The sequence below is a fragment of the Clostridium sp. L2-50 genome (genome assembly GCF_000154245.1).
GTDB lineage: Bacteria > Bacillota > Clostridia > Lachnospirales > Lachnospiraceae > Coprococcus.
The window spans coordinates 520440-544216 of the sequence record NZ_DS480312.1 but is presented as its reverse complement, the minus strand read 5'-3'; the positions used below and the strand labels follow the sequence as shown (position 1 = coordinate 544216).

Sequence of the window (23777 nt, the reverse complement as noted above, 5' to 3'; positions counted from 1 at the left end):
CGAAGGTAGTCTTATGGCTAGCATGTTGATGTTGTTTTTTATGTAATATTATAATCCACAAAATTCCTCTTGCTAAAATCCAGATTTGCGTTATCATAGTAAAAACAAAAGATGGCAAATTCGTTTTGAAAGGAAGTTGAAGATATATGACAAAGACAGGATTGGTTTTAGAAGGCGGTGGCATGCGTGGCATCTATACTGCTGGCGTACTGGATGTATTTTTAGATCATAATATTACAGTGGATGGCGTGATCGGCGTATCGGCGGGAGCTATTCATGGAGCATCCTTTTTGTCCAAGCAGCGTGGAAGAAATATTGCATACAGTTTGGAATACCGAAACAATAAGGAATATATGAGTTTGAAGTCATTGTTGAAAACGGGAAATTTATTTGGAGTTGATTTTTGTTATGATCGGCTACCAAATGAATTATACAAATTCGATTATGATGCATTTGAGGAGAATCCAACGAGATTTTATGTATGCTGTACAAATGTAGAAACCGGGCAGCCGGAGTATCTGGAATGTACGGATCTTCGAAAGGATATGGACAAGCTTCGTGCATCAGCATCACTTCCGATCGTGTCACAGATTGTAGAAGTAGATGGCAAGAAGTTATTGGATGGCGGAACGGCAGACAGCATTCCAATCTTCCAGTTCCGGAGAATGGGATATCGAAAAGATATCGTAGTTTTAACCAGACCGGAAGGCTATGTCAAGGAAGAAGACAGCATGTTGAAGCTGGAAGCAATCCGGTATAAGGAATATCCGGAGTATGTGAAACGAATAGCCATGAGGCATTTGTATTATAATAAGACATTGGAGAAGCTGGCTGAACTGGAACAGAAGGGCGAGGTTCTTATTATCCGTCCGAGTGTACAGATCGATATATCAAGAACGGAAAAGGATGATAAGAAGATTCAGGCAATGTACGATCTGGGCGTGTATGATGCACAGAATAAGATCGAGGAAGTGGCTGAATTTCTGAAATAATGCATCAATATCCGGATGATATAAAAGATTGTTATGATTTTGGTATCAGAGTTTGGATGGATACAGAAATATTTATTTGTCGGTTTCTTACTACGGCTATAAGGCAGGATGTCTGCATATGAAAAATAATAGTGTTCAAGGTAAAACTGACAATACGAAGGATAAGGCACAGGAGAATCATGTGAAAATGACACAGACTCCTGTGCCTTCTCTTATTCTGCGGCTGTCCTGTTCGACCGTTGTCAGTATGCTTGCCGGAACGACATACAATATCGTGGATATGTATTTTGTTTCAGATCTTGGAAACAGTGCAGTTGCGGCAGTTGGGGTTTTATTTTCGGTGCTTGCCATGATACAGGCGGTAGGGTATACATTTGGCATGGGTGCAGGTAGCAGAATATCCCGATTTTTAGGCGAGCAGAAGGAACAGGAGGCAGGCAGAGATGCACTGGTTGCGGTTTTAATGTCTCTGATTGCCGGGCTTATATTGATGGGAGCAGGTTTCCTGTGGCAGAAACCGCTGGTTGATTTTCTGGGATCGACGGATACGATCGAGACATTTGCATTAGACTATGGATTCTGGATCTTGCTTACAGCTCCGGTCATGTGTGTGTCGTATGTACTCAACAATGTTCTGCGGGCGGAAGGAATGCCCGTCTGGGCGTTAGTTGGAATTGGAAGCGGTGCTGTCTTAAATGCAGTTTTAGATCCGATTCTGGTGTCGGGTTTGGAGCTTGGAATCCGCGGAGCTGGAATTGCGACATTTTGTGGGCAGAGCGTAAGCCTTGCTATTATGTTGATCGTAATGTTGAGCGGGAAAAGCGTGATCGGATTCAGGGGGCAGAAAGGGAAGCCGTTCAGGCAGACGGCAGCCGATATTACGAGAACAGGTATTCCGTCTTTCTTCCGTCAGGGGCTGGTCTGCGTAGCAACGATCCTGCTGAACCGGGCGGCGAGAGAATATGGGGATGATGTGGTTGCTGCAATATCGGTATCGAATAAAGTATTTGCCATATTGTTTGCTGTTATGGTTGGCTATGGTCAGGGATTTGCGCCGGTGGTTGGCTACAACTATGGGGCAAAGGAAAATGACCGGGTAAAAAAGGCAATCACGTTTACACTTCTAAGCCAGATCATCGCATCGGCTGTTGCAGGTGTTCTTGTGTGGATATTTGCATCTCCGATCATCTCGTTATTTGGTGAAAATGCAGCACTTGATCTGGGCGTGCTTTCCCTTCGGATGCATGCGGTATCATTGCCATTTATGGCGGTGTGCCTGGTCAGCGGTATGTTATTTCAGGCAATAGGGGAGATCGGAAAAGCCATTCTCATATCATCCACCAGACAGGGAATCTTTTTCCTGCCATTGATCTGGCTTCTTCCAATGTGTTTTCAGGAAACAGGCGTGGCTCTTACACAGGGAATCTCCGATGTACTGTCAGGGGTATTTTCATTGCCGTTTATACTTGTGGCGATTCATATGTGTAAAAAACAGGTAGGAAATAGCTATAATGAATAATGTTTTTGGCTATGGAGAATAGATATCCTGTAAAAAACTGTAGCTGTCCCAGCTTTATTTATCCGAAATCTTTTAAGTTACGGTAAATAAAGCCGAGACAGCTACAATTTTTAACAGGGCATTTACAGAAAATCTCCACTAAGAAAAAGATAGACATTTTTGACTGTGAATGGTATGCTTTAAGGTAAGATTGTGATGGTGGAAGCCATGTTCGGCAGGTGGCTTTCATCCGGAAGACAGCTGTAGGAAGGTTGTGACACATGGAGTATATATTTGTGGATTTTGAGATGAATCAGATCGATAATTCTCATCCCGATGAATTAAAAATTTGCAAAAATGAAATAATTGAAATAGGAGCTGTTAAGCTGGACGATACATATAAGGAGATTGATTCATTCAAGACTTATGTAAAGCCGGGAATTACGCCTGTGACATCCAGAATAACAAATCTTACCGGGATCACAAATGAGATGGTAGACGATGCACCGGATTTTGCGATTGCGATGGATCGGTTCATTGCATGGGGCTTAAGCGCGGATGTGATCTATGCATGGAGTGAGAATGATCTGCGGCAGTTCAACCGGGAACGCAAGTTAAAATCCTACAATAACCCGGATGCACAGAAGCTTGCATCCAAATGGAAGGATTTCCAGAAGGAATTTGCACGTATGCTTGGAACCAGAAGAAGACTGGCACTGTCAGATGCGGTATTCTATCTGGGAGAAGATTTTCAGGGAAAAGAGCATGATGCATTGTGGGATGCCAGAAATACAGCAGAAGTATTCGTTCTTTCAAAGGACAGGGAGAAGTTTGAGAAGATCATGGCTCCGATTATGAATGCTTATAAACCAAAAGAGAATATGACCTATTCCATAGGTGATGTATTTGGAAACATTAATCTGCCGGAATAAATGGTCTTGGCATGATTGAGCAGACACGTTCTATGTGCCTGCTCAAAAAAATGTAAAAAGAAAGCAGAGGAAATTGAATTTGGAACTGAATAATTCGAATATGAAAAAGCTCATAAAACTGATCATTATAACTGTATTAGTCGTATTTTGCGTATTTCGTTTTGATAAAATCTATGCCTGCGGTACATGGATCATCGGGTTGCTTATGCCGTTCGTGATTGGATTTGCGATTGCGTTCATTCTGAATGTGCCGATGAAGGGATTTGAAAATCTGTTATTCCGAAATGAAAAAAGTAGATGGTATCGGTTCCGGAGACCGGTCTGTATGGTGCTTTCCATTATCTGCGTCGTTTTGGTGATTGCTTTTGTGATCACGATGCTGATACCGGAGGTCAGCCGGACAGTTACAGCGATCGGACAGCAGTTCCCGTCTACGATGGAGGCAATTAAGAATTGGGCGGTGAATCTGGCAGCGGGGTATCCGGATATCGTTGACCGGATCATGGAGATTGATATTGCATGGGATAAGGTGAGTGAGAGTGCGATCAATCTGATAAAGAATGGAAGCGGAAGCCTGTTGTCATCAACATTTAATTTTGCAACCTCTGTTGTCAGCGGTATAGTCGATTTTGTGGTTGGATTATTTTTCGCAATCTATATTCTGGCACAGAAGGAGAACTTGAAGCGTCAGACAAAGGGTCTGATATATGCGTTATTTAAAGAGAAAACAGCAGATAAGATCATCAAGACCTGCGTTATGGCAGATGAGACATTTGCAAATTTTATAACCGGACAGTGTCTGGAGGCATGTATTCTGGGCTTGATGTTCTTTGTATCCATGAGCGTCCTTAGTATTCCATATGCACTGACGGTCAGTGTTACGATTGTGGTAACGGCATTGATTCCGGTCTTTGGTGCATTTATTGGATGTGGTGTCGGTGCATTTCTCATTCTGGTTGACGATCCGAAGAAGGTATTGGTATTTCTGATCCTGTTTATCGTATTGCAGCAGGTCGAGGGAAATCTGATCTATCCGCATGTGGTGGGCGGGTCCGTCGGACTTCCATCTATATGGGTGTTGGTTGCCGTTATCATTGGCGGAGATCTGATGGGAATTCTCGGTATGCTGATATTTGTACCATTATCCTCTGTCTTATATGCACTGGTGAAGGAATTCGTACTTATGAGATTGCGGGAAAAGGGAGTCGCATGGGAAAAGTACGGAGAACCTTACGCTTCGTCGGATGATCGCTGGAGGGAGAAACCCCGGAAGCGGCAGCAGAGACGACAGTCCAGACGCATGAAAGAGAAAAGAAGCAAGGAAAATGCCTGAGAGAAACGAGCTGGATAAAACAGGGCAAATGCCTGTTTATATAGACAAATGAAGAAAGAAGGATAATTTAAGATGTACAGAGATATAGCGAAATTAGTATTATATAGAAATCTGGGTGAAAACAGTATTCTGATGAAGCTGTCCGGGATATTTGAGGATTTTGATCGCGGAGACTGTCCGAATGCGGAGCTGGTTGCAAGGATCTACGACCAGATCAAGCGGTTGCTGGATCTTGCTACCGATTATGGATTTGACACAAATCTGTGGCACAATTATCTGGCATTTATCCTTATCACAAATGAGAATTCATTCTCTATGACGAGTGAAAAAGTGGGTGCTAATGACGGAACCGTTAATTATTTTGCAAAAAATGATTTCAAGATCTTCAAGAAGCTGTTTGATTTTGATTTCTCTGAGATCGAGGAAGCGTTGGATATTGACTGCTTCACGATCGTGAATAATTATAAAGCCATCGGCAAGAAAGAACGTATGTATAATAAGAATGTCAGCACAAAGGTACAGGATATCAGCCGTGCGATCGAAGGGGCAAAGGATGAAAATGATATCTTCAAGATCGTGACGGATTTCTATAAGGCATATGGTGTTGGAATGTTCGGACTGAACAAGGCATTCCGTATCGTTCATCCGACAAATGGAGATATGCAGTTTGTTCCGATCAATAACACAGAGGATGTTCGTCTGGATGATCTGATCGGATATGAGATCCAGAAACAGAAGATCGTGGAGAACACAGAAGCCTTTGTTGCAGGACGTAAGGCAAATAATGCGCTGTTATTTGGCGACAGCGGAACCGGAAAGTCAACAACGATCAAGGCGATCATAAATGAATATTACGATCAGGGACTTCGTATGATCGAGATTTATAAGCATCAGTTTCAGGATCTGTCACAGGTTATTTCCCAGATCAAGAATCGAAACTATCGATTCATCATTTACATGGATGACCTGTCCTTTGAGGAATTCGAGACAGAATACAAATATCTGAAGGCAGTCATCGAAGGCGGTCTGGAGATCAAACCGGATAATGTCCTGATCTATGCAACATCGAACCGTCGTCATCTGATCCGTGAGACATGGACAGATCGTACCGATCTTGAGAATAACAATGGTATGCACAAGAGCGATACAATGCAGGAGAAGCTGTCACTGGTCAATCGTTTTGGTGTTACGATCAATTATAGCAAGCCGTCACAGAAGGAATATTTCCAGATCGTTGTAGGTCTGGCAGAGAAGAACGGCATTCATATGACAGAGGAAGAACTGTGTGCGGAAGCAAACAAATGGGAGCTGTCGCATGGTGGAATCTCCGGCCGTACAGCACAGCAGTTTATCAACTATCTGGCAGGAAAACAGGAGTAATGTAGCATGACAAAAAAAGAAAAGCAGCAGGTCGCTGAGATCTGCCGGATCTTGAATGAGACATACGGAACTGATTACAAGTGTTATCTGAATCATGAAAATGCATGGCAGCTTCTGATCGCAACGATGCTGTCGGCACAATGTACAGATGCCAGAGTAAACATCGTAACAAAAGATCTGTTCGTGAAATATCCGACCTTGCAGGCATTTGCCGATGCAGATATCAAGGAACTGGAAAAGGATATTTACTCGACCGGATTTTATAAGAATAAAGCGAAGAATATAATTGGCTGTGCAAAGAAGCTCATCAGTGAATATGGCGGAGAAGTGCCGAGTGATATCGAGAGCCTGACGAAATTAGACGGTGTTGGAAGAAAGACCGCAAATGTGATTCGTGGCAATATCTACCACGAGCCAAGTATCGTCGTTGATACACATGTAAAACGTATTTCCAGGCTGCTTGGGCTGACAGATAGTGATGATCCGGTGAAGATCGAGCATGAGCTTATGGAAAAGCTTCCAAAGGAACAGTGGATCTTATATAATATTCAGATCATTACACTTGGAAGAACGATCTGTATCGCCAGACGACCAAAATGTGCCGAATGCGCGCTGAACCGTGTGTGCCCATCGGCAAATGTAACGGAATAAGCAGTTGGCAGAATCTGGCACAAATGCTAAATTGCTATAAAATAATGCTATTATATCTGGACAAAGTGAAAATTCAGCGTTAATCTATACATGATGTCCTGCATAAGACGGAAAAAGATCTGATGTGTGGGCAGGTAATATCAGAAAATTATAAGTTTAAAATATAAAGGAGAAATGGGAAATGATCAATTTAAGCAGTTCAAAGGGTAAAAAGGTAGCATCCGCAATTATAGTTGGAATCCTGGTAGCAGCTATGGTAATCGGTATGCTTGCATATGCATTCTAAAAGGTATCAGGGATGAATAAAGAAAAGTTTCGATTTATACAGCAGAAGCGGTCAATCTTAAGATCGTTGAATAAACAGGAACATTCTGACATAACACAAGCCGGCATAGGAGATGACTATAGCCGGCTTGTGTTGTTGGATAGTGAGCTTGCAGTAACGGAAGGGCTCTGCCTTGCAAATGCACTGGGGACGGTGACTTCGGATGTTATCAAACAATATAATAAATTACGGCTTGGCGGGTATCAGCCATTTGCACTTACAGATACGGTCATGATGCCGGAAAATGATGAGAAGCGTATGAAAAAGATTCTGCGGGAGCTTTCTGATCTTGCGAAGGAGTTTCACATGGATGTTGTGTATGGAGATACCGCGATCAGCGGGATATTCAAGGAGCCTGCGGTAACTGTAACGATGTATGGACGAAGGATATCGCAGGGCGAGAAAAATGCAAAGATCAAGCCGGATATGGATATCGTTATGTGTGGACAGGCCGGCATCCTTGGAACCCTGCTTCGGGTCAGGGAAAGAAAAGAAGAGCTTCTGACCAGATATTCTGAGGAATACCTTCGCACAGCAGAGCAATTTGACCGGTTATTACTTGTGAAGGATCAAGGAGATATTGCGATGGCATGTGGCAGTATATACGTACGCCACATCTCAACAGAAGGAGTATATGGCGCATTATGGGAACTGGCAGAGGCTGGAAATGTCGGGCTTCGGATTAGCCATGACCATATACCGATCATGCAAGAAACCATCGAGATCTGTGAATTTACCGGGGATGATCCATACCGGATCGATGGATGCGGAGCGGCATTATTTGTCACGGCAGATGGTGGATTGTTAAGCGATCGTCTGTATGAAGCCGGATTTGAAGCTGCTGTGATCGGCAGAACAACAATCGGACATGATCGCGTGATCATCCACGATGGAGAGGAAAGCTTTTTGACACCATAGTTTAGTTCACAATATATTTAAGACTAGCCATATAGCCTATATGGGGATATAAAGGAGAAATATAGTATGGGTAATATTATTCAAAAAGAGCTTAGAATTGCAAAGACAAAAATGTTTGAAGAGGTTACTTATAATAACAAAAAACTTGTTAAATTAACAACGGATAATGTCGCTATTGTAGAGGCTATGATACGTAATGATTCTGCCTATATAAAATCAACAGATATATCGGCGGGACCTAAATTTGATAGAAAGAATCAACTTGTATATGGTGGCTCATCAGCATACTGGATGACCATGTTGAAAAGTGTTCTAATTAAAAATAAAGAAGTAAATTATACTTATGAGGAATTAATAAAAGGTGCAGTTGAGGCTGTAGATAGAGAAAACAGTACACATTTGAATGCTGATAAATGTGGAAGAACAGAAATAGTAAGGCGTATTTGCGCATTTGATTGTTCAGAACTGATTGAATGTTTGAGAAATCCGGAATATGAAGACATGAAGTTAGTTCATGAAATTGCAAGAGTAACATCTGCCAAGTTTAGGGCAAGAACAAATTTGTCCTTTGCGAGTAAATTTTGTCATTACGCATGCTTTTATTTATTTGAAAATACAGAATATCAGGATAATTATTCAATATATGATAATATTTTAAGAACAGTTTTACCAATGTATTTGGTTTATTTTAATATTACTGAGCGGTATGATCTCCGTGATTATAAGCAGTATAGAAATGCTGTTGATATGATTAGGAATGCAGCAGATGAAAAAATTAGTAGAAATGGTTTTGACCACTTGTTGTGGTATTATCATAAGGGAAGAATGTGAAAATTTGTAATAGGGGGTTAAAGGTGAAATGGCTTTTTTTCATTATGAGAAGAATGTTAAAGATATTGAATACTATGAAATACTTGAGAACTTGATGGAACGTTGGGAGTATGAAACGGTTGAATTTAAAGAAGCAAAAAGTAATTATGATACGGATAAAATAGGAAGATATTTTTCAGCATTAAGTAATGAGGCTAATCTGAAGCAGCAACAGTACGGATGGCTAATTTTTGGTGTAAGTGAACGAGATAAGATAAAACATGTTGTTGGAACTGCATACAAGCAGGGGGAACAGAGTCTTCTTGAAAAATTTAAGTATGAGATATCAAGAGATATTACAAATGGAATGACTTTTTATGAAATTAAAGAGATATTTCCTATTGTAAATGGTAAAAGATTAAGGGTGTTAATGTTTAAAGTTCCAGCCGCAGCAACGGGTATTCCTACAGATTGGCGTACCAATTATTATGAGCGTTCGGGTGAGAGTCTTGTTCCATTAAAACAATATAAGATTGATGCAATTCGATCACAGGAAAGAAAAGACTGGTCAAAACAGGTGATTGAAGTAGCCACTATTGATAATTTAGATAAAACGGCTATTAATTTGGCTAGAGAAAAGTATAAAGAGAAAATGAATCAGGAACACATATCAAAAGAAGTCGATGAAATGACAGATGAAGAGTTCTTGACGAAAGTAAAGTTATTGATTGGTGGTAAGGTTACGAATGCTGGCATGTTGTTACTTGGGTCAGCAGATTATGATTATTTAATGACATCTGCTCCAAGTATTATGTGGAGATTATATGGTGCGGATGGAAGTGATAAGGATTATGAAATATTTAAGATACCATTTATAAATGTTGTAGATAAGGTGTTTTCGAAGGTGCGTAATCTTACATACAGATATATGCCGAATCAATTGACCCTTTTTCCTATGGAAACGGAACAATATAACAGTTGGCTTATTCGAGAGTTGTTAAATAATTGTATTGCACACACAAATTATCAACTTGGTGGGAGAATATATGTAAATGAATTTGAGGATAAAATTAAATTTACAAACCCTGGAGATTTTATTCCGCAAAAGATTGAAAATGTATTGGAAGTGAGCTATAATCCACCATTTTACAGAAATCAGTTATTAGCTGAATCGATGGTTGTGTTTCATATGATTGATACTGCAACTTTAGGTATCAGAAGAGCATTTAATATTCAAAAAGCGAAATATTTTCCTATGCCAGATTATAATATTTCATCAGGAACTCAGGTTGAGGTTACTGTTTATGGAAAAATATTAGATGATAATTACATGCATATATTATATGATCATCAGGACCTGGATTTACAGACGGTATTTCTTTTGGATCGAGTTCAGAAGGGACTTTCACTTGATAAAGCGGATGTAGATAAATTAAGAGCTGCAAAATTGGTTGAGGGAAGAATTACAAGTTTGTTTTTATCAGCGTCAGCATCAAAAAGTATGGATGATAGTGCAGGCTATATCAAGAATAAAGGATTTAATGACAAATATTATAAAGATTTGATTGTTGAGTATTTGAAAAAATATCATAAGGCAAAACGTAGAGATATTAAGTTATTATTGTGGGAAAAATTACCGGATTCTTTGTCTGATAAACAGAAGGAAAATAAGATTCATAATATTCTAACAGCAATGAAAAAGAGCAATATTATACAATTAGATTCGGATAATCAACAAATATCTAATTGGATACTTAAGTAGGGCTTGGTTAAAATCCTGATTTTAACCCAAATAATTTGTTTGATAATTAGTGTTGTCGAGACAATTTAACCGAGATTTAACCGAGATTTAACCGAGATATTTTTAAAATTGTAAAAAATGAAGGATATAAGCTTGGTTAAGAAGTGAGCGATGCTTACGAATATACAGCTATATAAAAAAGGAGAAAAACATGTTAAATATCGTACTTCATGAGCCGGAGATGCCGGCAAATACAGGAAATATAGGACGTACCTGTGTGGCAGCAGGTGCAAGACTTCATTTGATCGAGCCTCTGGGTTTTCAGATCAACGAGAAGCAGTTAAAGCGTGCAGGTTTGGACTATTGGGACAAATTAGATGTAACGATCTATGATGATTTTAATGATTTTCTTAAAAAGAATCCGGGCGCAAAGATCTATATGGCAACGACCAAATCTAAACAGAAATATACGGATGTAAACTATGAGGAAGATGCCTATATCATGTTCGGAAAAGAGAGCGCGGGAATCCCGGAGGAAATTCTGTTAGACTATAAGGAAACAGCAGTCAGGATTCCGATGTTCCCGGAGATCCGTTCCCTGAATCTGGCAAATTCTGTAGCAATCGTGTTATATGAGGCACTCAGACAGCAGGGTTTTCCGGAGCTTGAGACGAAGGGACAGCTTCACCATTATGAGTGGTAAAAAGGAGTATTTATGAGTACATACATGGTAGATGGAAAGAAAATGATGAATATCTGTATCCTTGAGATTCTTCGGAAATACACGGATTCCGAACATACAATGGATCAGAAGGATATCATAAAGAAACTGGAAACCGAATATGGAATGAAGGTTGACCGGAAATCTGTCAAGAGCAATCTGATGAATCTGGTGGATTTTGGTTATAATCTGGAATGTACGGAGATTGAACGTGAAAATAAAAACGGAGAGACCGAGATCCTGACAAAGGACTGGTATTACAATCACGAATTTGATGATGCAGAACTTCGAATGCTGATCGACAGTATCTTATTTTCAAAGACGATACCGAGAAATCAGGCACAGGAGCTGATCGAGAAGATCAAGGGGCTTTCGAATGTGTATTTCAGTGCGAAGGTACAGCATGTGTGCAATCTGCCGGGGTTATCACATACCGATAACCGTCAGACCATGTTAAATGTTGAGATGATCGATGATGCGATCAGTGAGGGCAAGAAGGTTGCATTTCTCTATAACACCTATGGTATCGATAAACATCTTCATCCAAGAAAGGATACGAAGTATATTGTAAATCCATATCAGATGGTTGCAAATGAGGGCAAATATTATCTGATCTGCAATTATGATAAATATGACAATCTGTCGAATTACCGGATCGACCGTATGACGGAGATTGAGATACTGGATGAAAAGGTCAAGGATAAAAGTCTGGTAAAAGGGATGGAGCATGGACTGAATCTGCCACAGCATATGGCGGAACATCTCTACATGTTCAGTGATTCCGCAGCTACGATTGTATTAAAGGTTCAGAAAGGGAATATGGGTGATATTGTAGACTGGTTTGATAAGAACTTTGAAGTGTTGTCACCAAAATTTGTTCAGAACAATTATCCAGATAACTTTAATCCTGAGGCAGATGCCAATAAGGCATTTATCCGTGTGACCTGCAGCCAGAATGCCATGTTCCACTGGGCGATGCAGTACGGAACCAGCGTGGAAGTCATAGAGCCTGCAGATCTCCGTGAACGCATCCGCAATGCTGTAAATGAGATGGCAGAGAGATATAAATAATGCCTCCTATTAATGGAGACATTATGAGTAAGACATAAAATAAAGCCCCACCCGCTCTTGCCACTATGCTGGGTAGGAGTTGAAACTCGCTACACTTTCTATTCGGTTCGCACGCTGATTTGTCAGCAGTCGCCCAAACTCGCCTTATAAGGCTCAAACAAGGGCTTGATGCTGACAGCTAGTGCAAACCTCATAACGAAAGTTTCACTGATGTTTCAATTCCTACCCAGCATAGTGGCAAGAACGGGTGGGGCTTTGGTTAGTCCTTCTTAATACGGAACTTTCCATTGGAGATATATTGTGTATCGGCTTCTTCCTTCTTCACATGCACGGCTTTGATCGGAACCTGCATTTCCTTCTGCATAGGGAGAGAGAAGATGAATTCACTTCCCTCGCCAACCTTACTGGTGAGGGTAATGTTCTCGCCGTGCGCTTTGATGATCTCTTTTGTGATAGCAAGTCCGAGACCGGTTCCGGTCTTATCCTTTCCGCGGCTCGGATCCGTCTTATAGAAACGGTCGAAAACTTTCTTGATCGATTCCGGTGGAATTCCCACACCCTCATCCTTGACACTGACATAGACTTTATCAGATTTTTCCGTGACCTGAACCGTGATCTGGCGACCCTCCGGGGTGAATTTGATCGCATTATCAACCAGATTATAGATAACCTGCTGGATTCTTGTTCGATCGGCATAGACAATGGTATTGTCGGTATGGAAGATCGCGTGCAGATAAATGCCTTTGTCCTGACAACGGCCTTCAAAGGTGTTGATCGTAGGAAGAATGATGCTCTTGATATCAAAATTCGATTTATCAAGCTGAAGGTCAAAGGAATCAAAGTTGTTAAGTTCCAGAAGCCCTTGTGTCAGTTTGGTAAGACGCATAGTTTCGCTCAGAACGATCTGGAGATATTTCTCGTGCTTATCCGGCGGAATCGTTCCGTCGATCATGGCTTCGATATATCCCTTGATGGAGGTCAGAGGGGAACGGAAGTCGTGGGAGATATTAGAGATAAATGATCTTCGGTATTCATTTGACCGGCTCAGTTCGTCTGCCATTTCCTCCATATATCGTGCCAGTTCGCCAAATTCATTATCCGTATGGACATCGATTCTAGCATTAAAATTACCCGCAGCATATTGTTTGGATGTTGCGATAATTTCACGAATCGGTTTTAAGGTGCTATTCGAGATCAGCATAAGGGCGATTAGAGATAATACAACGATGACGAGAAACGGCATGTAAGTGGATGCAAATGTTTTCTGCGCAATATCTTTAATGAACTGCAGGGATAAGTGGATCGATAATAAACCTGCGTATGTATTATCCTGATAAACCGGAGTACTGATACTCAGCGTTTTAGTGTTAAAGCATCCGTTCAAGGTTCCGGTTTTGATCGTTTTGGTAAATAATTCCGTACGCTCATAAAAATCGGTTATGATCAGATCCTTTGCAGCCACACTGTCTTTATTTGAGCAATAAATAATATTATTGTCCGGTGTGGAAAACCAGATTTCAGCATTCATCGTATCGGCATGATCATCCAATCGATCAAAGAAAGTATACTGATCGATCGTATTATTCAGGTAATCATGAATCGTTGTGTCGATGATCAGTTTACTCTCGGTATTCAGATTTTTCTCTGTATTGTTAAGAAGCCTTGACTGAGTCATATGGACAGTGTACAACGCAAGAACACTGAAGATAGCAATGACCAGCAGGACAAAGCCAACAACAATCTTATCAAAAATGGTTTTTTTCATGGTTATTTAACCTCAAATTTGTAACCGATTCCCCATACTGTGAAAATAGACCAGTTATATTTGTCTGTCAGTTTTTCACGAAGACGCTTGATGTGCACATCGACGGTTCTGGTGTCGCCGACATATTCGTAGCCCCATAATTTGTCCAGAAGCTGTTCTCTGGTAAATACCTGATTTGGACGGCTTGCAAGAAAATACAGCAGTTCCAGTTCTTTTGGCGGCATTTCCAGATTTTTGCCCTCTAATGTAACTGTATAATTTGAAATATTAACGACCAGATTATCATACTCGACATAGGTGCCGATATGATCGGCATTTGTCGGATTATAGTTCTGGGAGTTATCTGTCCGTGAGTTGCAGCGGCGGAGCAATGCACCGACACGGGCAACCAGTTCGTTAGAATCGAAAGGTTTTACGATGTAATCGTCAGCACCGATCTTAAGTCCGAGAACCTTATCGAATACTTCACCTTTTGCAGATAACATGATGATCGGTACATTTGACTGCTTTCTGATTTCGGTACATACCTGATATCCATCCATGCCCGGAAGCATGACATCTAAGAGGATGAGATTTGGCGCAAATTCGACAAATGCTTCCAGGGCAGAAGTTCCGTCTGCGGCAATCTGTGTTTCATAACATTCTTTATTCAGATAAAGGGAGATCAGTTCGGCGATGTTTTCGTCATCGTCAACGATCAATATTTTTTCTTTGTCCATATAGTTCTCCTTGTTGTTGTGTGTTTTATAATTCTACGATCGTAACGCCGGCTTCACCCTCACCGTATTCACCCAGACGGAAGGATTTGACGTATGACTGCTTGCGCAGATAGTCATGGATTCCTTTCCGGAGTGCTCCGGTGCCTTTTCCATGGATGATCCTTACCTTGTGCAGGTGAGCCATCATGGCATCATCAAGATAACGGTCGACTAATGAGGTAGCTTCAGCTACAGTCATGCCGAGTACATTAATCTCCGGCTGAATATTTAAAGCCTTGCCCATTCCACGTTTATTGTTGATCGATACCTGAGCGTTGTTCTGCTTTGGTGTCTCGATGATCACAAGATCAGAAGCAGGAAGCAGAGAGCTTAAGATGCCCATCTGAACTTTGATATTTCCCTTTGAATCAGCAGGAGCAGTAACCGTTCCTGTTGTATCCATGCTGATAACATGCACGGTGTCTCCGGCCTTGAAATCCTTTGCCGTATGATGGGAGGTCATGGATTTGCGTTTTTCCGGTGTCATCTTCCGGTAATCGTCCATCTTGGTACGGAGCTTTTTTCGCTCATTCTCCATCGTGCTCGCATCTGCCTTATGAGGATTTGTTGTCCATTTGTTATATTTCTTAATGGCTGAATCCGCCATTTCCTTTGCTTCTTCCAGAATATCAGCCGCTTCTTCTCTTGCATCCGCTAGGATCTGAGCTTTCTTGGCAGAGAGTTCATCATCCTTTGCCTTTGCGCGTTCCTGAAGCTGTCTGGCTTCTTCCTTGAACCGTGCGATCTCCGCTTTGTCGCGTTCAATCTCTTTTCGGCTGTTTTCCAGATCGGACAGCAGTGTTTCAAAATCAACTTTGTTGCTGTCGATATTTGTCTTTGCCCGTTCAATAATATCGTCGGACAAACCTAATTTCTTCGATATTGCAAATGCATTTGATTTGCCGGGAATACCGATAATGAGCCGGTAGGTTGGCATCAGTGTTGCTACATCGAATTCGCAGCTTGCATTCTGAACGCCCGGAGTCGACATGGCAAATAACTTCAGTTCGCTGTAGTGTGTGGTCGCCATGCAGCGGATGTCCTGATCGTTTAAGCTGCTTAAGATCGCGATTGCAAGTGCAGCACCCTCGACCGGATCGGTTCCACCGCCAAGCTCATCGAAAAGGCACAGCGTATTCGGTGTCACATGGTTCATGATATATACGACATTACTCATGTGGGAGGAGAAGGTCGAGAGACTCTGCTCGATGCTCTGTTCATCTCCGATATCGGCAAATACATCATCAAATACATTCAGTCTGGAACCATCCAGTGCCGGAATATGAAGTCCGGACTGTCCCATCAGAGTAAACAGACCCAGTGTTTTTAAGGATACGGTCTTACCACCGGTATTCGGACCGGTAATGATCAGCAGGTTGTAGTCCTCACCCAGTCTGATGTCGACCGGAACAACGGTATGTTTGTCTAAAAGTGGGTGGCGGCCCTGCTTGATATCCACAATGCCGTCCGTATTGAAGATCGGCTCGGTTCCCTTATAGGATCTTGCAAAATTCGCTCTGGCAAATATAAAGTCCAGATCGGTCAATGTCTCGAAATCAAATTTTATATTTTCGTATTCAGATGCTGCCCGTGCCGACAGGTTCTCAAGAATCTTTTCGATCTCTGCCAGCTCCTGATTATCCAGCTCTTTTAACTGGTTATTCAGATTAACTACCGCAAGAGGTTCGATAAATACAGTATTTCCACTGGAAGACTGGTCGTGGATCATACCCGGAAAGCTGTTCTTATATTCCTGTTTTACCGGGATACAGTATCTTCCGTTACGCATCGTGATCAGGTTATCCTGAAACATCGTCTGCTTGCTCTGGTCGGTTACAAGTTTGTTCAACTGGTTATGTAACTTTTCATTTGTCAGTTTTTTGTTCCGTCTGACTGCCTTCAGACCGGACGATGCATCGTCTGCGATCTCGGATTCTGACAGGATACAGCGGTGGATCTCCTGACTTAAATGTTCCAGCGGAACAAGCTCCATGAAGCGGGAGTAGAGGCTGTCATGTGCTTTTTCCTCGTTATCATCGCCGCTGCCATATTGTCTGGCGGATAGTGCCATATCAAGGACACTTCCGATATCTAACAGTTCCTTGATGCCGAGTGCTCCCTGAACCTCCAGCCGCTTGATCGAAGCGCCGATATCACGGAGTCCGGCAAATGATAGGTTGCCCTGTGTATTCAGCCGGATCAGAGCATCTCTTGTTTCCTGCTGTAGGGTCTGGATCAGTGTCAGATCCCTGCGGGGCTTCAGGCGTTCGCATTTTCGTTTTGCCATCGGGGATGCCGCGTAGGAGGTCAGCATTTCTACTATTTTATTATATTCTAAAAGTCTTAAAGTCCTTAAATTCATATCATTTTCTCCATCTTAAATGCACAAATACGCATACACAATCCATTATAAACAGTTTGCCTGTGGCTGTCCAGTGTGGGTTGATGGCGGGAACCTATATGTTGTTTTCCTGACTTCATCTTACTACTTGATGGAGATTTTCTGTTATTTGCTATACCATCTTATTCAGGCCACATACAAACAGTAAGACTCGCAATATTTCTATTCGGTTCGCACATTTATGAACCAGCAGTTGCCCAAATTCTCAGACATTTATTTATAGGAAAATTCTTTTATTAATTTCCTCTGGCATATTGACGACTCTTTTTTTTACATAGAAACATATGAATCTATAGCAGGCAGAGTTTTTTTATGGTTAAACTTGTTTTCCTTTCTGATATCCGTTACAATCAAACTTGGAGAGACGGAGGCAATATACAAAGCTAAAATATGCATGTTATTCTGTTCTATCGGGAAAGGAGATGGGACATGGATAACGAAATTGTATATTCCTCCAAGGCAACTGATCAGAAAGCACAGTATGATGCCAGTGCCAAGCGCTTGCTTGGACAGAAGATCATATTGGCGCATATACTGATCAGGGTAGTAGAAGAATTTAAAGGTATGGATGCAGATACGGTTGCATCATTGATTGAAGGTGAACCGTATATCAGCCAGATTCCGGTTGAACCGGGATTAACGAACAAAGAAACGGTGGATGCCAGAACCGGTGAACGGATTGTCGGACTGAATACAGAAAGTTCCGAAATTGATGAGGGAAAGATATATTTTGATATTATCTTCTATGTACGGATGCGGGATGGACTGGCGAAAATGATCATTAATTTGGAAGCCCAGAAGAATGAACCGACAAAGTATTTTATCTTAAATCGGGCAATCTTCTATACGGCAAGACTGGTGTCATCCCAGAAAGAGCGGGAATTTACCGGTTCCGATTATAACGAGATCAAACAGGTGTATTCTATCTGGATCTGTATGAATATGAAAGAGAACAGTCTGAGTCATATCCATATGGTAAAAGATGATCTGCTTGGTGATCAGGACTGGAAGGGCAATCTGGATATTTCAAATATCGTGATGATTGGTCTGGCAAAGGAGATTCCACCAAAGGAAGAAAGATATGAACTGCATCGATTGTTAGGAGCACTATTGTCGCAGACAATGACAGCAGAACAAAAATTGAAGCTTATGAAACAGGAGTATGACATACCGGTAGACAGACGCGGTATAAGAGATGAGGTGAAAATCATGTGTAATCTGAGTGAAGGCGTAGAAGAAATGGGATATGCCAAGGGCGAAGCCGCTGGCAAAGTCATTGGAAGATCTGAAGGAAGATTAGAAGGAAAGTTGGAAGGAAGATCAGAAGAAAGAGCTGATATTATTCTGAAAATGCATAAGAAAGGCTATTCCTTAGAGCAGATCATGGATGTAACCGAAATGAGTGAAACTGAAATCAAGGCAATTATAGGATAAGAACATAAGCAGAACAGATAACATGTATATTTTAGTGGAAGTCCGGATATGGCAGAAATGCTGTATCCGGACTTTTTTAGTTGAAATATAAATTAATAAGAAAAAATGAGAAAAGACAGGCTAAAAGCTCCGGCAAAATTTCCATGCATAGACTTGCAAAGCAGGACATATAAATAATGGTATAGAGATTGACAAGGGTAAAGATAGAGCCGAAAAATGACATTGTGAAGGGAGCGGTGAGATGAGAGGACAAAGATGGCTGCGTATTCTGGCAGGGGTGTTGACTGTGGTAGTTGGGCTGAGTTTGTTTGCTGGATGCAGTTTTTATAAGGTGAAAGAAGATGGTGAAGCGCTGACTTACGATATCTGTGACGACACCATGCTGCCGGAGGAGTTGTTGAGCGTCATTAACAGTAAAAAAGAAGAACCGTTTAATCTGACATATTCAAACAACACTTACACATATATTGTGATTTGCAGCGGCAGGCAGAATCGGGATGATGTTGGCGTGGTTGTAGATAAGATGTATATGGATGAAAATGCTATTTACATCGAATCGGTTCTTAGGCAGACGGCGACACCATCAGATGCAGTAAGTAAGGATACGGTATCGTATCCATATATAGTTCTTCGGATCGCACGGACAACGACACCGGTTGTATTTAAAAATTAGAAAATAGTATGGGGGTATCATATGGAACTTGTAAAAAATAAACTCAGTACAACGATTTTAAAGACTTCTAAGTATTCGCAGTTTACTATCAATGATGATTTTAATGTACCGGATGCAAAAGACGATATGGAACGGATCATTGCAAGTACAGGAAATGTCCTTTTAGATGATGTAGAGACATTGGAGAATAAGGTGCGGATATCAGGAACAGTTGTATTTAAAGTCCTGTATCAGACAGTTGGTGAAGATGTTCGGTTTGAAACCTATGAGGGTGATGTTCCATTTGAGGAATCCATCAATATGGATGGCATACTTGCCGGTGATAAGGTCGATGTCAGCTGCGTGCTGGAAGATCTGTACATAACCATGATCAATTCAAGAAAATTTGAAGTTCGCGGGCTGGTTGGCATGAAACTGTGGGCTATGGATTCCGTAGAGCTGTCCGGGGCAACCGGACTGTTAAACGGATCGGGAATCGAATGCAGGAATGAGCAGATTCCATTTACAAATAATGTGGCATCTGTAAAAGATATATTGAAGGTAAAAGAAGATTTCGAGATCGCTGCCAATAAACCAAACATCGGTCGGGTGCTTTGGAGCCGGGTGTCCTTCTATGGCATCGAGACAAAGGTTGTAGATGGGGGAATAAATATTAAAGGACAGATGGACCTGTTTGTAATCTATCTGGCGGAGGAGCCCGGCGTACCGATGCAGTATCTGAATGAGAGCCGGGAATTTGAAGGTCTGATCCCTTGCGAAGAAGCAAATGAAGGCATGATCCTGGATGACCGCATCACGATGGGAAAAGGAGAAGTCGGTGTGCGTGCCGACAATGACGGAGAGGACCGCGTGCTTCAGGTTGAATATAATCTCCATACAGATATGAAGATTTATGAAGATATGGAGCTTTCTATCATCGGGGATATGTTCTCTCCGTCGGCAAATGTAGAAACGATCTGTGAACAGTTTCCATTTGAGAATCTTCAGATAAAAAATAATGCCAAGACAAAGGTCGTACATAAAGAGCGGATCAAGAGCAGCTTCCCGAAGATACTGCAGATCGTATATGCAACCGGAACAGTTGAGATCGATGAGGTAAAAGCAGGAGAGGACAGCATTGATATATCAGGTGCGGTAAAAGCTGAAATACTCTATGTATCAGCGGAGGATAGCAAGCCGTTACAGCAGATTGAAACGGCGATACCATTCAATTATCAAGTGGAATCCGTACCATTTGTCAATCAGGATTCAATCCGTATCAATCCATCCGTTGACCAGATTACAGCCCAGATGTTGAATTCCGATGAGGTGGAGATCAAGGCGGTGATCAATATGAATGTTACGGTATTTGCACCGGGTTCTGTGGACGTCATTACCGATATGAATATCCTACCGATCGATTGGAATAAGAAGGCAGCTATGCCGGGTATGGTTGGATATGTTGTAAAAGAAGGCGACAGTATCTGGTCCATTGCCAAAGAATATTTCTCCAGCCTGGATTCCATCCGAACCATCAACCATCTGGAAAGCGACGAGGTAACACCGGGTGAAAAACTATTGATCGTAAAATGTTAGCAATATAAAAATCCCCGCCTGTCTCCGGCACGATGGTGGATAGTGTTTTCAACATCAGTGGAACTTTCGTTATGAGGTTTGCACTAGCTGTCAGCATCAAGCCCATGTTTGAGCCTGATAAGGCGAGTTTGGGCGACTGCTGACAAATAAGCGTGCGAACCGAATAGAAAGTGCAATGAGTTGAAACACTATCCACCATCGTGCCGGAGACAGGCGGGGGTTTATTTTTCAATCCAAAATCTTCGTGCAAATCCTATTGAAAAATGTTATCATCTATATATGAGGTATTGATAAAAATTCCCAACAATGGGGCAAAGCACGGAGGGTAATACATGCTGGAACAATCTTACTACGATGAGGCTGATAAGATTATTGCTGCATATGGGACAGAGCCAAGATTTCTGATCCCGATCATTCAGGATATTCAGAGCGAATATAAGTATCTTCCGCCGGAATTATTACGATATGTGGCGGACAAACTGAATATTACAGAGGCAAAAGCTTATAGCGTAGCAACATTCTATGAGAACTTTTCATTTGATGCAAAAGGAAAGTTCATTCTTAAGGTGTGCGATGGAACCGCATGCCATGTCAGAAAATCCATGGATATCTTAAATCAATTGTATAAAGAACTTGGATTGTCAAAAGAGAAACACACAACAGATGATATGATGTTCACATTAGAGACAGTATCATGTCTTGGCGCATGCGGACTCGCACCGGTCATGACGGTAAACGATGTTGTTCATCCGGCTATGACACCGGAGAAGGTAACTGCATTGATAGCAGAATTGAAGGAGGGTGCGGATGAATAGAATAACAAATGTATCGGAGCTTGACGCAGCAGTAAAACAGGCAGAAGAGATGTTGCATGCAGATTCGCACAGGATCCTTGTCTGTGCAGGAACCGGATGTCTGGCGGGTGGCTCTCAGAAAATATACGACCGGTTCTGCGAGATGGCGAAGCAGTCGGAGGGCGTGAAGGTAGAATTTGTCCCGGAGGCAGAGTATACAGGGACGGAGAAACAGGAAAAGCCGGATATAGCAGAAGAATTTGAAACAGACATTAGTAAAACAGAGAATTCTGCAGCGGGACAGACAGTTATAAAAGAATCCTGTCATGTCGGCGTGAAGAAAAGCGGCTGTCATGGTTTCTGCGAGATGGGGCCGCTTGTGCGAATCGAGCCATATAATTATATCTACATAAAAGTAAAGGAAGAAGACTGCGAGGAGATCTTCAACGAGACGATCCTGCACGGAAGACCGGTAGAGCGTCTGATGTATCACAAGGATGGTATTGTCTACAGACAGCAGGAAGAAATTCCATTTTATAAGAAACAGACCAGACTGGTACTGAAAAACTGCGGACATATCGATGCAGAAAATATCAATGAATATCTTGCGGTCGGTGGATATCAGGCACTTCGTAAGGTGTTATTTACCATGGAGCCTTCGGAGGTTATTCAGGTCATCAGTGACTCCAATCTGCGTGGACGTGGAGGCGGTGGTTTCCCGACCGGATACAAATGGCAGCAGGTTGCCAGACAGGCGGAGAAGATCCGATATGTTGTCTGCAATGGTGATGAGGGAGATCCGGGTGCGTTCATGGATCGAAGCGTGATGGAAGGCGATCCGCATAAGATGTTAGAGGGTATGATCATTGCTGCATATGCGGTTGGTGCGCAGGAGGGATATGTCTATGTAAGAGCAGAATATCCGCTGGCAGTCAGCCGTTTGAAGACAGCGATAGCACAGGCAGAGGAAGCGGGCTTCCTTGGTGAGGATATCTTAGGTTCCGATTTTTCTTTCCATATACATATCAATCGTGGCGCGGGGGCATTTGTCTGCGGAGAGGGAAGTGCGCTTACGGCATCGATCGAGGGACAGCGCGGAATGCCGAGAACCAAGCCGCCAAGAACCGTAGAGCAGGGCTTATTTGCCAAGCCGACGGTTCTGAATAATGTAGAAACCTATGCAAATGTGTCCATGATCATTTTAAATGGTGCAGACTGGTACAAGTCGATCGGACCGGAGAAAAGTCCGGGAACCAAGGCATTTGCATTGACCGGAAGTGTAAAGAATACGGGACTGATCGAGGTACCGATGGGAACAAAGCTGCGTGAGATCGTGTATGATATCGGCGGTGGTTTAAAGGATGACATCCCATTAAAGGCAGTTCAGATCGGTGGACCATCCGGTGGCTGTCTGGTGACGGATGATCTGGAGGTCAGTCTGGATTTTGATTCATTAAAGAGCAAAGGCGCGATGATCGGTTCAGGTGGTCTGGTTGTTATGGATGAGAATACCTGTCTGGTTGAGGTAGCCCGTTTCTTTATGAACTTTACACAGAACGAGAGCTGCGGCAAATGCGTTCCATGCCGTGAAGGAACCAAGCGGATGCTTGAGATCCTAGAGCGGATCGTTGCCGGAAATGGTACGTTAGAGGATCTGGATCTGTTAGAGGAACTGGGCCAGGCGATCACCGACACGGCCCTTTGTGGACTTGGTAAGAGCGCAGCCCTGCCGGTACTCAGTACGCTGAAGAATTTCCGTCAGGAATACATCGAGCATGTGGTTGACAAACGATGCAGAACCGGAAACTGTAAAGCACTGGTTCGCTATAAGATCGATCCGGAAGCATGTAAGGGCTGTTCCAAATGTGCGAGAAACTGTCCGGTCGGTGCGATCACAGGTGAGATCCGGAAACCATTTGTCATTGATACAGCCAAATGCATCAAGTGTGGTGCATGTATCGATAATTGTGCGTTCCATGCAGTATATACAGAGAATTAAGGAGGG

19 protein-coding genes are annotated in these 23777 nt (G+C 42.2%); 16 read left to right on the top strand and 3 right to left on the bottom strand.

Features of this window, described 5'->3' with window-relative positions:
• Positions 1-146 precede the first annotated feature (146 nt).
• The 11 genes from CLOL250_RS02710 to CLOL250_RS02660 all read left to right on the top strand — a co-directional run bounded on the left by CLOL250_RS02710 (position 147) and on the right by CLOL250_RS02660 (position 12372).
• The gene (locus tag CLOL250_RS02710) at positions 147-992 is read left to right on the top strand and encodes a patatin-like phospholipase family protein (RefSeq protein WP_008400500.1); all 846 of its coding nucleotides are present in this window, start codon (positions 147-149) and stop codon (positions 990-992) included.
• A 118-nt stretch (positions 993-1110) separates the two neighbouring features.
• Positions 1111-2511: an MATE family efflux transporter gene (locus CLOL250_RS02705; protein ID WP_008400498.1), complete on the top strand. Its 1401-nt coding sequence runs from the start codon at positions 1111-1113 to the stop codon at positions 2509-2511.
• A 260-nt stretch (positions 2512-2771) separates the two neighbouring features.
• Positions 2772-3422, top strand: a complete 651-nt coding sequence (locus CLOL250_RS02700; RefSeq protein WP_008400497.1) for a 3'-5' exonuclease — start codon at positions 2772-2774, stop codon at positions 3420-3422.
• A gap of 100 nt (positions 3423-3522) precedes the next feature.
• Positions 3523-4755, top strand: a complete 1233-nt coding sequence (locus CLOL250_RS02695; RefSeq protein ID WP_147554312.1) for an AI-2E family transporter — start codon at positions 3523-3525, stop codon at positions 4753-4755.
• Positions 4756-4827: 72 nt separating this feature from the next.
• On the top strand, positions 4828-6135 hold the full coding sequence (locus CLOL250_RS02690) for an ATP-binding protein (protein ID WP_008400495.1): 1308 nt from the start codon (positions 4828-4830) through the stop codon (positions 6133-6135).
• 6 nt (positions 6136-6141) lie between these two features.
• Entirely contained in the window at positions 6142-6786 is a 645-nt protein-coding gene (gene nth, locus CLOL250_RS02685) for an endonuclease III (RefSeq protein ID WP_008400494.1), read from the top strand.
• 298 nt (positions 6787-7084) lie between these two features.
• Positions 7085-8029 carry an AIR synthase family protein gene (locus CLOL250_RS02680; protein WP_008400492.1) on the top strand — a complete coding sequence of 315 codons (945 nt, stop codon included), beginning with the start codon at positions 7085-7087 and terminating at the stop codon, positions 8027-8029.
• Between the two features lie 66 nt (positions 8030-8095).
• Positions 8096-8860, top strand: coding sequence for a hypothetical protein (locus tag CLOL250_RS02675; RefSeq protein WP_008400491.1), 765 nt, complete (start codon positions 8096-8098; stop codon positions 8858-8860).
• Between the two features lie 28 nt (positions 8861-8888).
• Positions 8889-10601: an ATP-binding protein gene (locus CLOL250_RS02670; RefSeq protein WP_008400490.1), complete on the top strand. Its 1713-nt coding sequence runs from the start codon at positions 8889-8891 to the stop codon at positions 10599-10601.
• A 190-nt stretch (positions 10602-10791) separates the two neighbouring features.
• A complete protein-coding gene (gene trmL, locus CLOL250_RS02665) occupies positions 10792-11283 on the top strand; it encodes a tRNA (uridine(34)/cytosine(34)/5-carboxymethylaminomethyluridine(34)-2'-O)-methyltransferase TrmL (protein WP_008400489.1) in 492 nt (163 codons plus the stop codon).
• 12 nt (positions 11284-11295) lie between these two features.
• Positions 11296-12372: a helix-turn-helix transcriptional regulator gene (locus CLOL250_RS02660; RefSeq protein ID WP_147554311.1), complete on the top strand. Its 1077-nt coding sequence runs from the start codon at positions 11296-11298 to the stop codon at positions 12370-12372.
• A gap of 259 nt (positions 12373-12631) precedes the next feature.
• Here CLOL250_RS02660 and CLOL250_RS02655 read toward each other — a convergent pair whose 3' ends face one another.
• The 3 genes from CLOL250_RS02655 to CLOL250_RS02645 are packed head-to-tail and all read right to left on the bottom strand — an operon-like array spanning position 12632 to position 17257.
• On the bottom strand, positions 12632-14137 hold the full coding sequence (locus CLOL250_RS02655) for a HAMP domain-containing sensor histidine kinase (protein WP_008400487.1): 1506 nt from the start codon (positions 14135-14137) through the stop codon (positions 12632-12634).
• Between the two features lie 2 nt (positions 14138-14139).
• Positions 14140-14856, bottom strand: coding sequence for a response regulator transcription factor (locus tag CLOL250_RS02650; protein WP_008400486.1), 717 nt, complete (start codon positions 14854-14856; stop codon positions 14140-14142).
• Positions 14857-14881: 25 nt separating this feature from the next.
• Complete coding sequence (locus CLOL250_RS02645) at positions 14882-17257, bottom strand: endonuclease MutS2 (RefSeq protein ID WP_008400485.1); 2376 nt, start codon at positions 17255-17257, stop codon at positions 14882-14884.
• A 468-nt stretch (positions 17258-17725) separates the two neighbouring features.
• Here CLOL250_RS02645 and CLOL250_RS02640 point away from each other — a divergent pair, with 468 nt between their 5' ends.
• The 5 genes from CLOL250_RS02640 to CLOL250_RS02620 all read left to right on the top strand — a co-directional run bounded on the left by CLOL250_RS02640 (position 17726) and on the right by CLOL250_RS02620 (position 23771).
• Complete coding sequence (locus CLOL250_RS02640) at positions 17726-18730, top strand: hypothetical protein (protein ID WP_044944668.1); 1005 nt, start codon at positions 17726-17728, stop codon at positions 18728-18730.
• 241 nt (positions 18731-18971) lie between these two features.
• Positions 18972-19403: a protease complex subunit PrcB family protein gene (locus tag CLOL250_RS02635; protein ID WP_008400482.1), complete on the top strand. Its 432-nt coding sequence runs from the start codon at positions 18972-18974 to the stop codon at positions 19401-19403.
• A 21-nt stretch (positions 19404-19424) separates the two neighbouring features.
• Complete coding sequence (locus tag CLOL250_RS02630) at positions 19425-20978, top strand: DUF3794 and LysM peptidoglycan-binding domain-containing protein (protein ID WP_008400481.1); 1554 nt, start codon at positions 19425-19427, stop codon at positions 20976-20978.
• A gap of 332 nt (positions 20979-21310) precedes the next feature.
• The gene (locus CLOL250_RS02625; RefSeq protein ID WP_008400480.1) at positions 21311-21793 is read left to right on the top strand and encodes a complex I 24 kDa subunit family protein; all 483 of its coding nucleotides are present in this window, start codon (positions 21311-21313) and stop codon (positions 21791-21793) included.
• On the top strand, positions 21786-23771 hold the full coding sequence (locus CLOL250_RS02620) for an NADH-ubiquinone oxidoreductase-F iron-sulfur binding region domain-containing protein (RefSeq protein WP_008400479.1): 1986 nt from the start codon (positions 21786-21788) through the stop codon (positions 23769-23771). The genes CLOL250_RS02625 and CLOL250_RS02620 overlap by 8 nt, the downstream gene beginning before the upstream one ends.
• The last annotated feature ends 6 nt before the right edge of the window (positions 23772-23777 follow it).

Coding starts and splice junctions, on each gene's coding strand:
- CLOL250_RS02710 (WP_008400500.1), top strand. CDS start 147: ATGACAAAGACAGGATTGGTTTTAGAAGGCGGTGGCATGCGTGGCATC.
- CLOL250_RS02705 (WP_008400498.1), top strand. CDS start 1,111: ATGAAAAATAATAGTGTTCAAGGTAAAACTGACAATACGAAGGATAAG.
- CLOL250_RS02700 (WP_008400497.1), top strand. CDS start 2,772: ATGGAGTATATATTTGTGGATTTTGAGATGAATCAGATCGATAATTCT.
- CLOL250_RS02695 (WP_147554312.1), top strand. CDS start 3,523: ATGAAAAAGCTCATAAAACTGATCATTATAACTGTATTAGTCGTATTT.
- CLOL250_RS02690 (WP_008400495.1), top strand. CDS start 4,828: ATGTACAGAGATATAGCGAAATTAGTATTATATAGAAATCTGGGTGAA.
- nth (WP_008400494.1), top strand. CDS start 6,142: ATGACAAAAAAAGAAAAGCAGCAGGTCGCTGAGATCTGCCGGATCTTG.
- CLOL250_RS02680 (WP_008400492.1), top strand. CDS start 7,085: ATGAATAAAGAAAAGTTTCGATTTATACAGCAGAAGCGGTCAATCTTA.
- CLOL250_RS02675 (WP_008400491.1), top strand. CDS start 8,096: ATGGGTAATATTATTCAAAAAGAGCTTAGAATTGCAAAGACAAAAATG.
- CLOL250_RS02670 (WP_008400490.1), top strand. CDS start 8,889: ATGGCTTTTTTTCATTATGAGAAGAATGTTAAAGATATTGAATACTAT.
- trmL (WP_008400489.1), top strand. CDS start 10,792: ATGTTAAATATCGTACTTCATGAGCCGGAGATGCCGGCAAATACAGGA.
- CLOL250_RS02660 (WP_147554311.1), top strand. CDS start 11,296: ATGAGTACATACATGGTAGATGGAAAGAAAATGATGAATATCTGTATC.
- CLOL250_RS02655 (WP_008400487.1), bottom strand. CDS start 14,137: ATGAAAAAAACCATTTTTGATAAGATTGTTGTTGGCTTTGTCCTGCTG.
- CLOL250_RS02650 (WP_008400486.1), bottom strand. CDS start 14,856: ATGGACAAAGAAAAAATATTGATCGTTGACGATGACGAAAACATCGCC.
- CLOL250_RS02645 (WP_008400485.1), bottom strand. CDS start 17,257: ATGAATTTAAGGACTTTAAGACTTTTAGAATATAATAAAATAGTAGAA.
- CLOL250_RS02640 (WP_044944668.1), top strand. CDS start 17,726: ATGGATAACGAAATTGTATATTCCTCCAAGGCAACTGATCAGAAAGCA.
- CLOL250_RS02635 (WP_008400482.1), top strand. CDS start 18,972: ATGAGAGGACAAAGATGGCTGCGTATTCTGGCAGGGGTGTTGACTGTG.
- CLOL250_RS02630 (WP_008400481.1), top strand. CDS start 19,425: ATGGAACTTGTAAAAAATAAACTCAGTACAACGATTTTAAAGACTTCT.
- CLOL250_RS02625 (WP_008400480.1), top strand. CDS start 21,311: ATGCTGGAACAATCTTACTACGATGAGGCTGATAAGATTATTGCTGCA.
- CLOL250_RS02620 (WP_008400479.1), top strand. CDS start 21,786: ATGAATAGAATAACAAATGTATCGGAGCTTGACGCAGCAGTAAAACAG.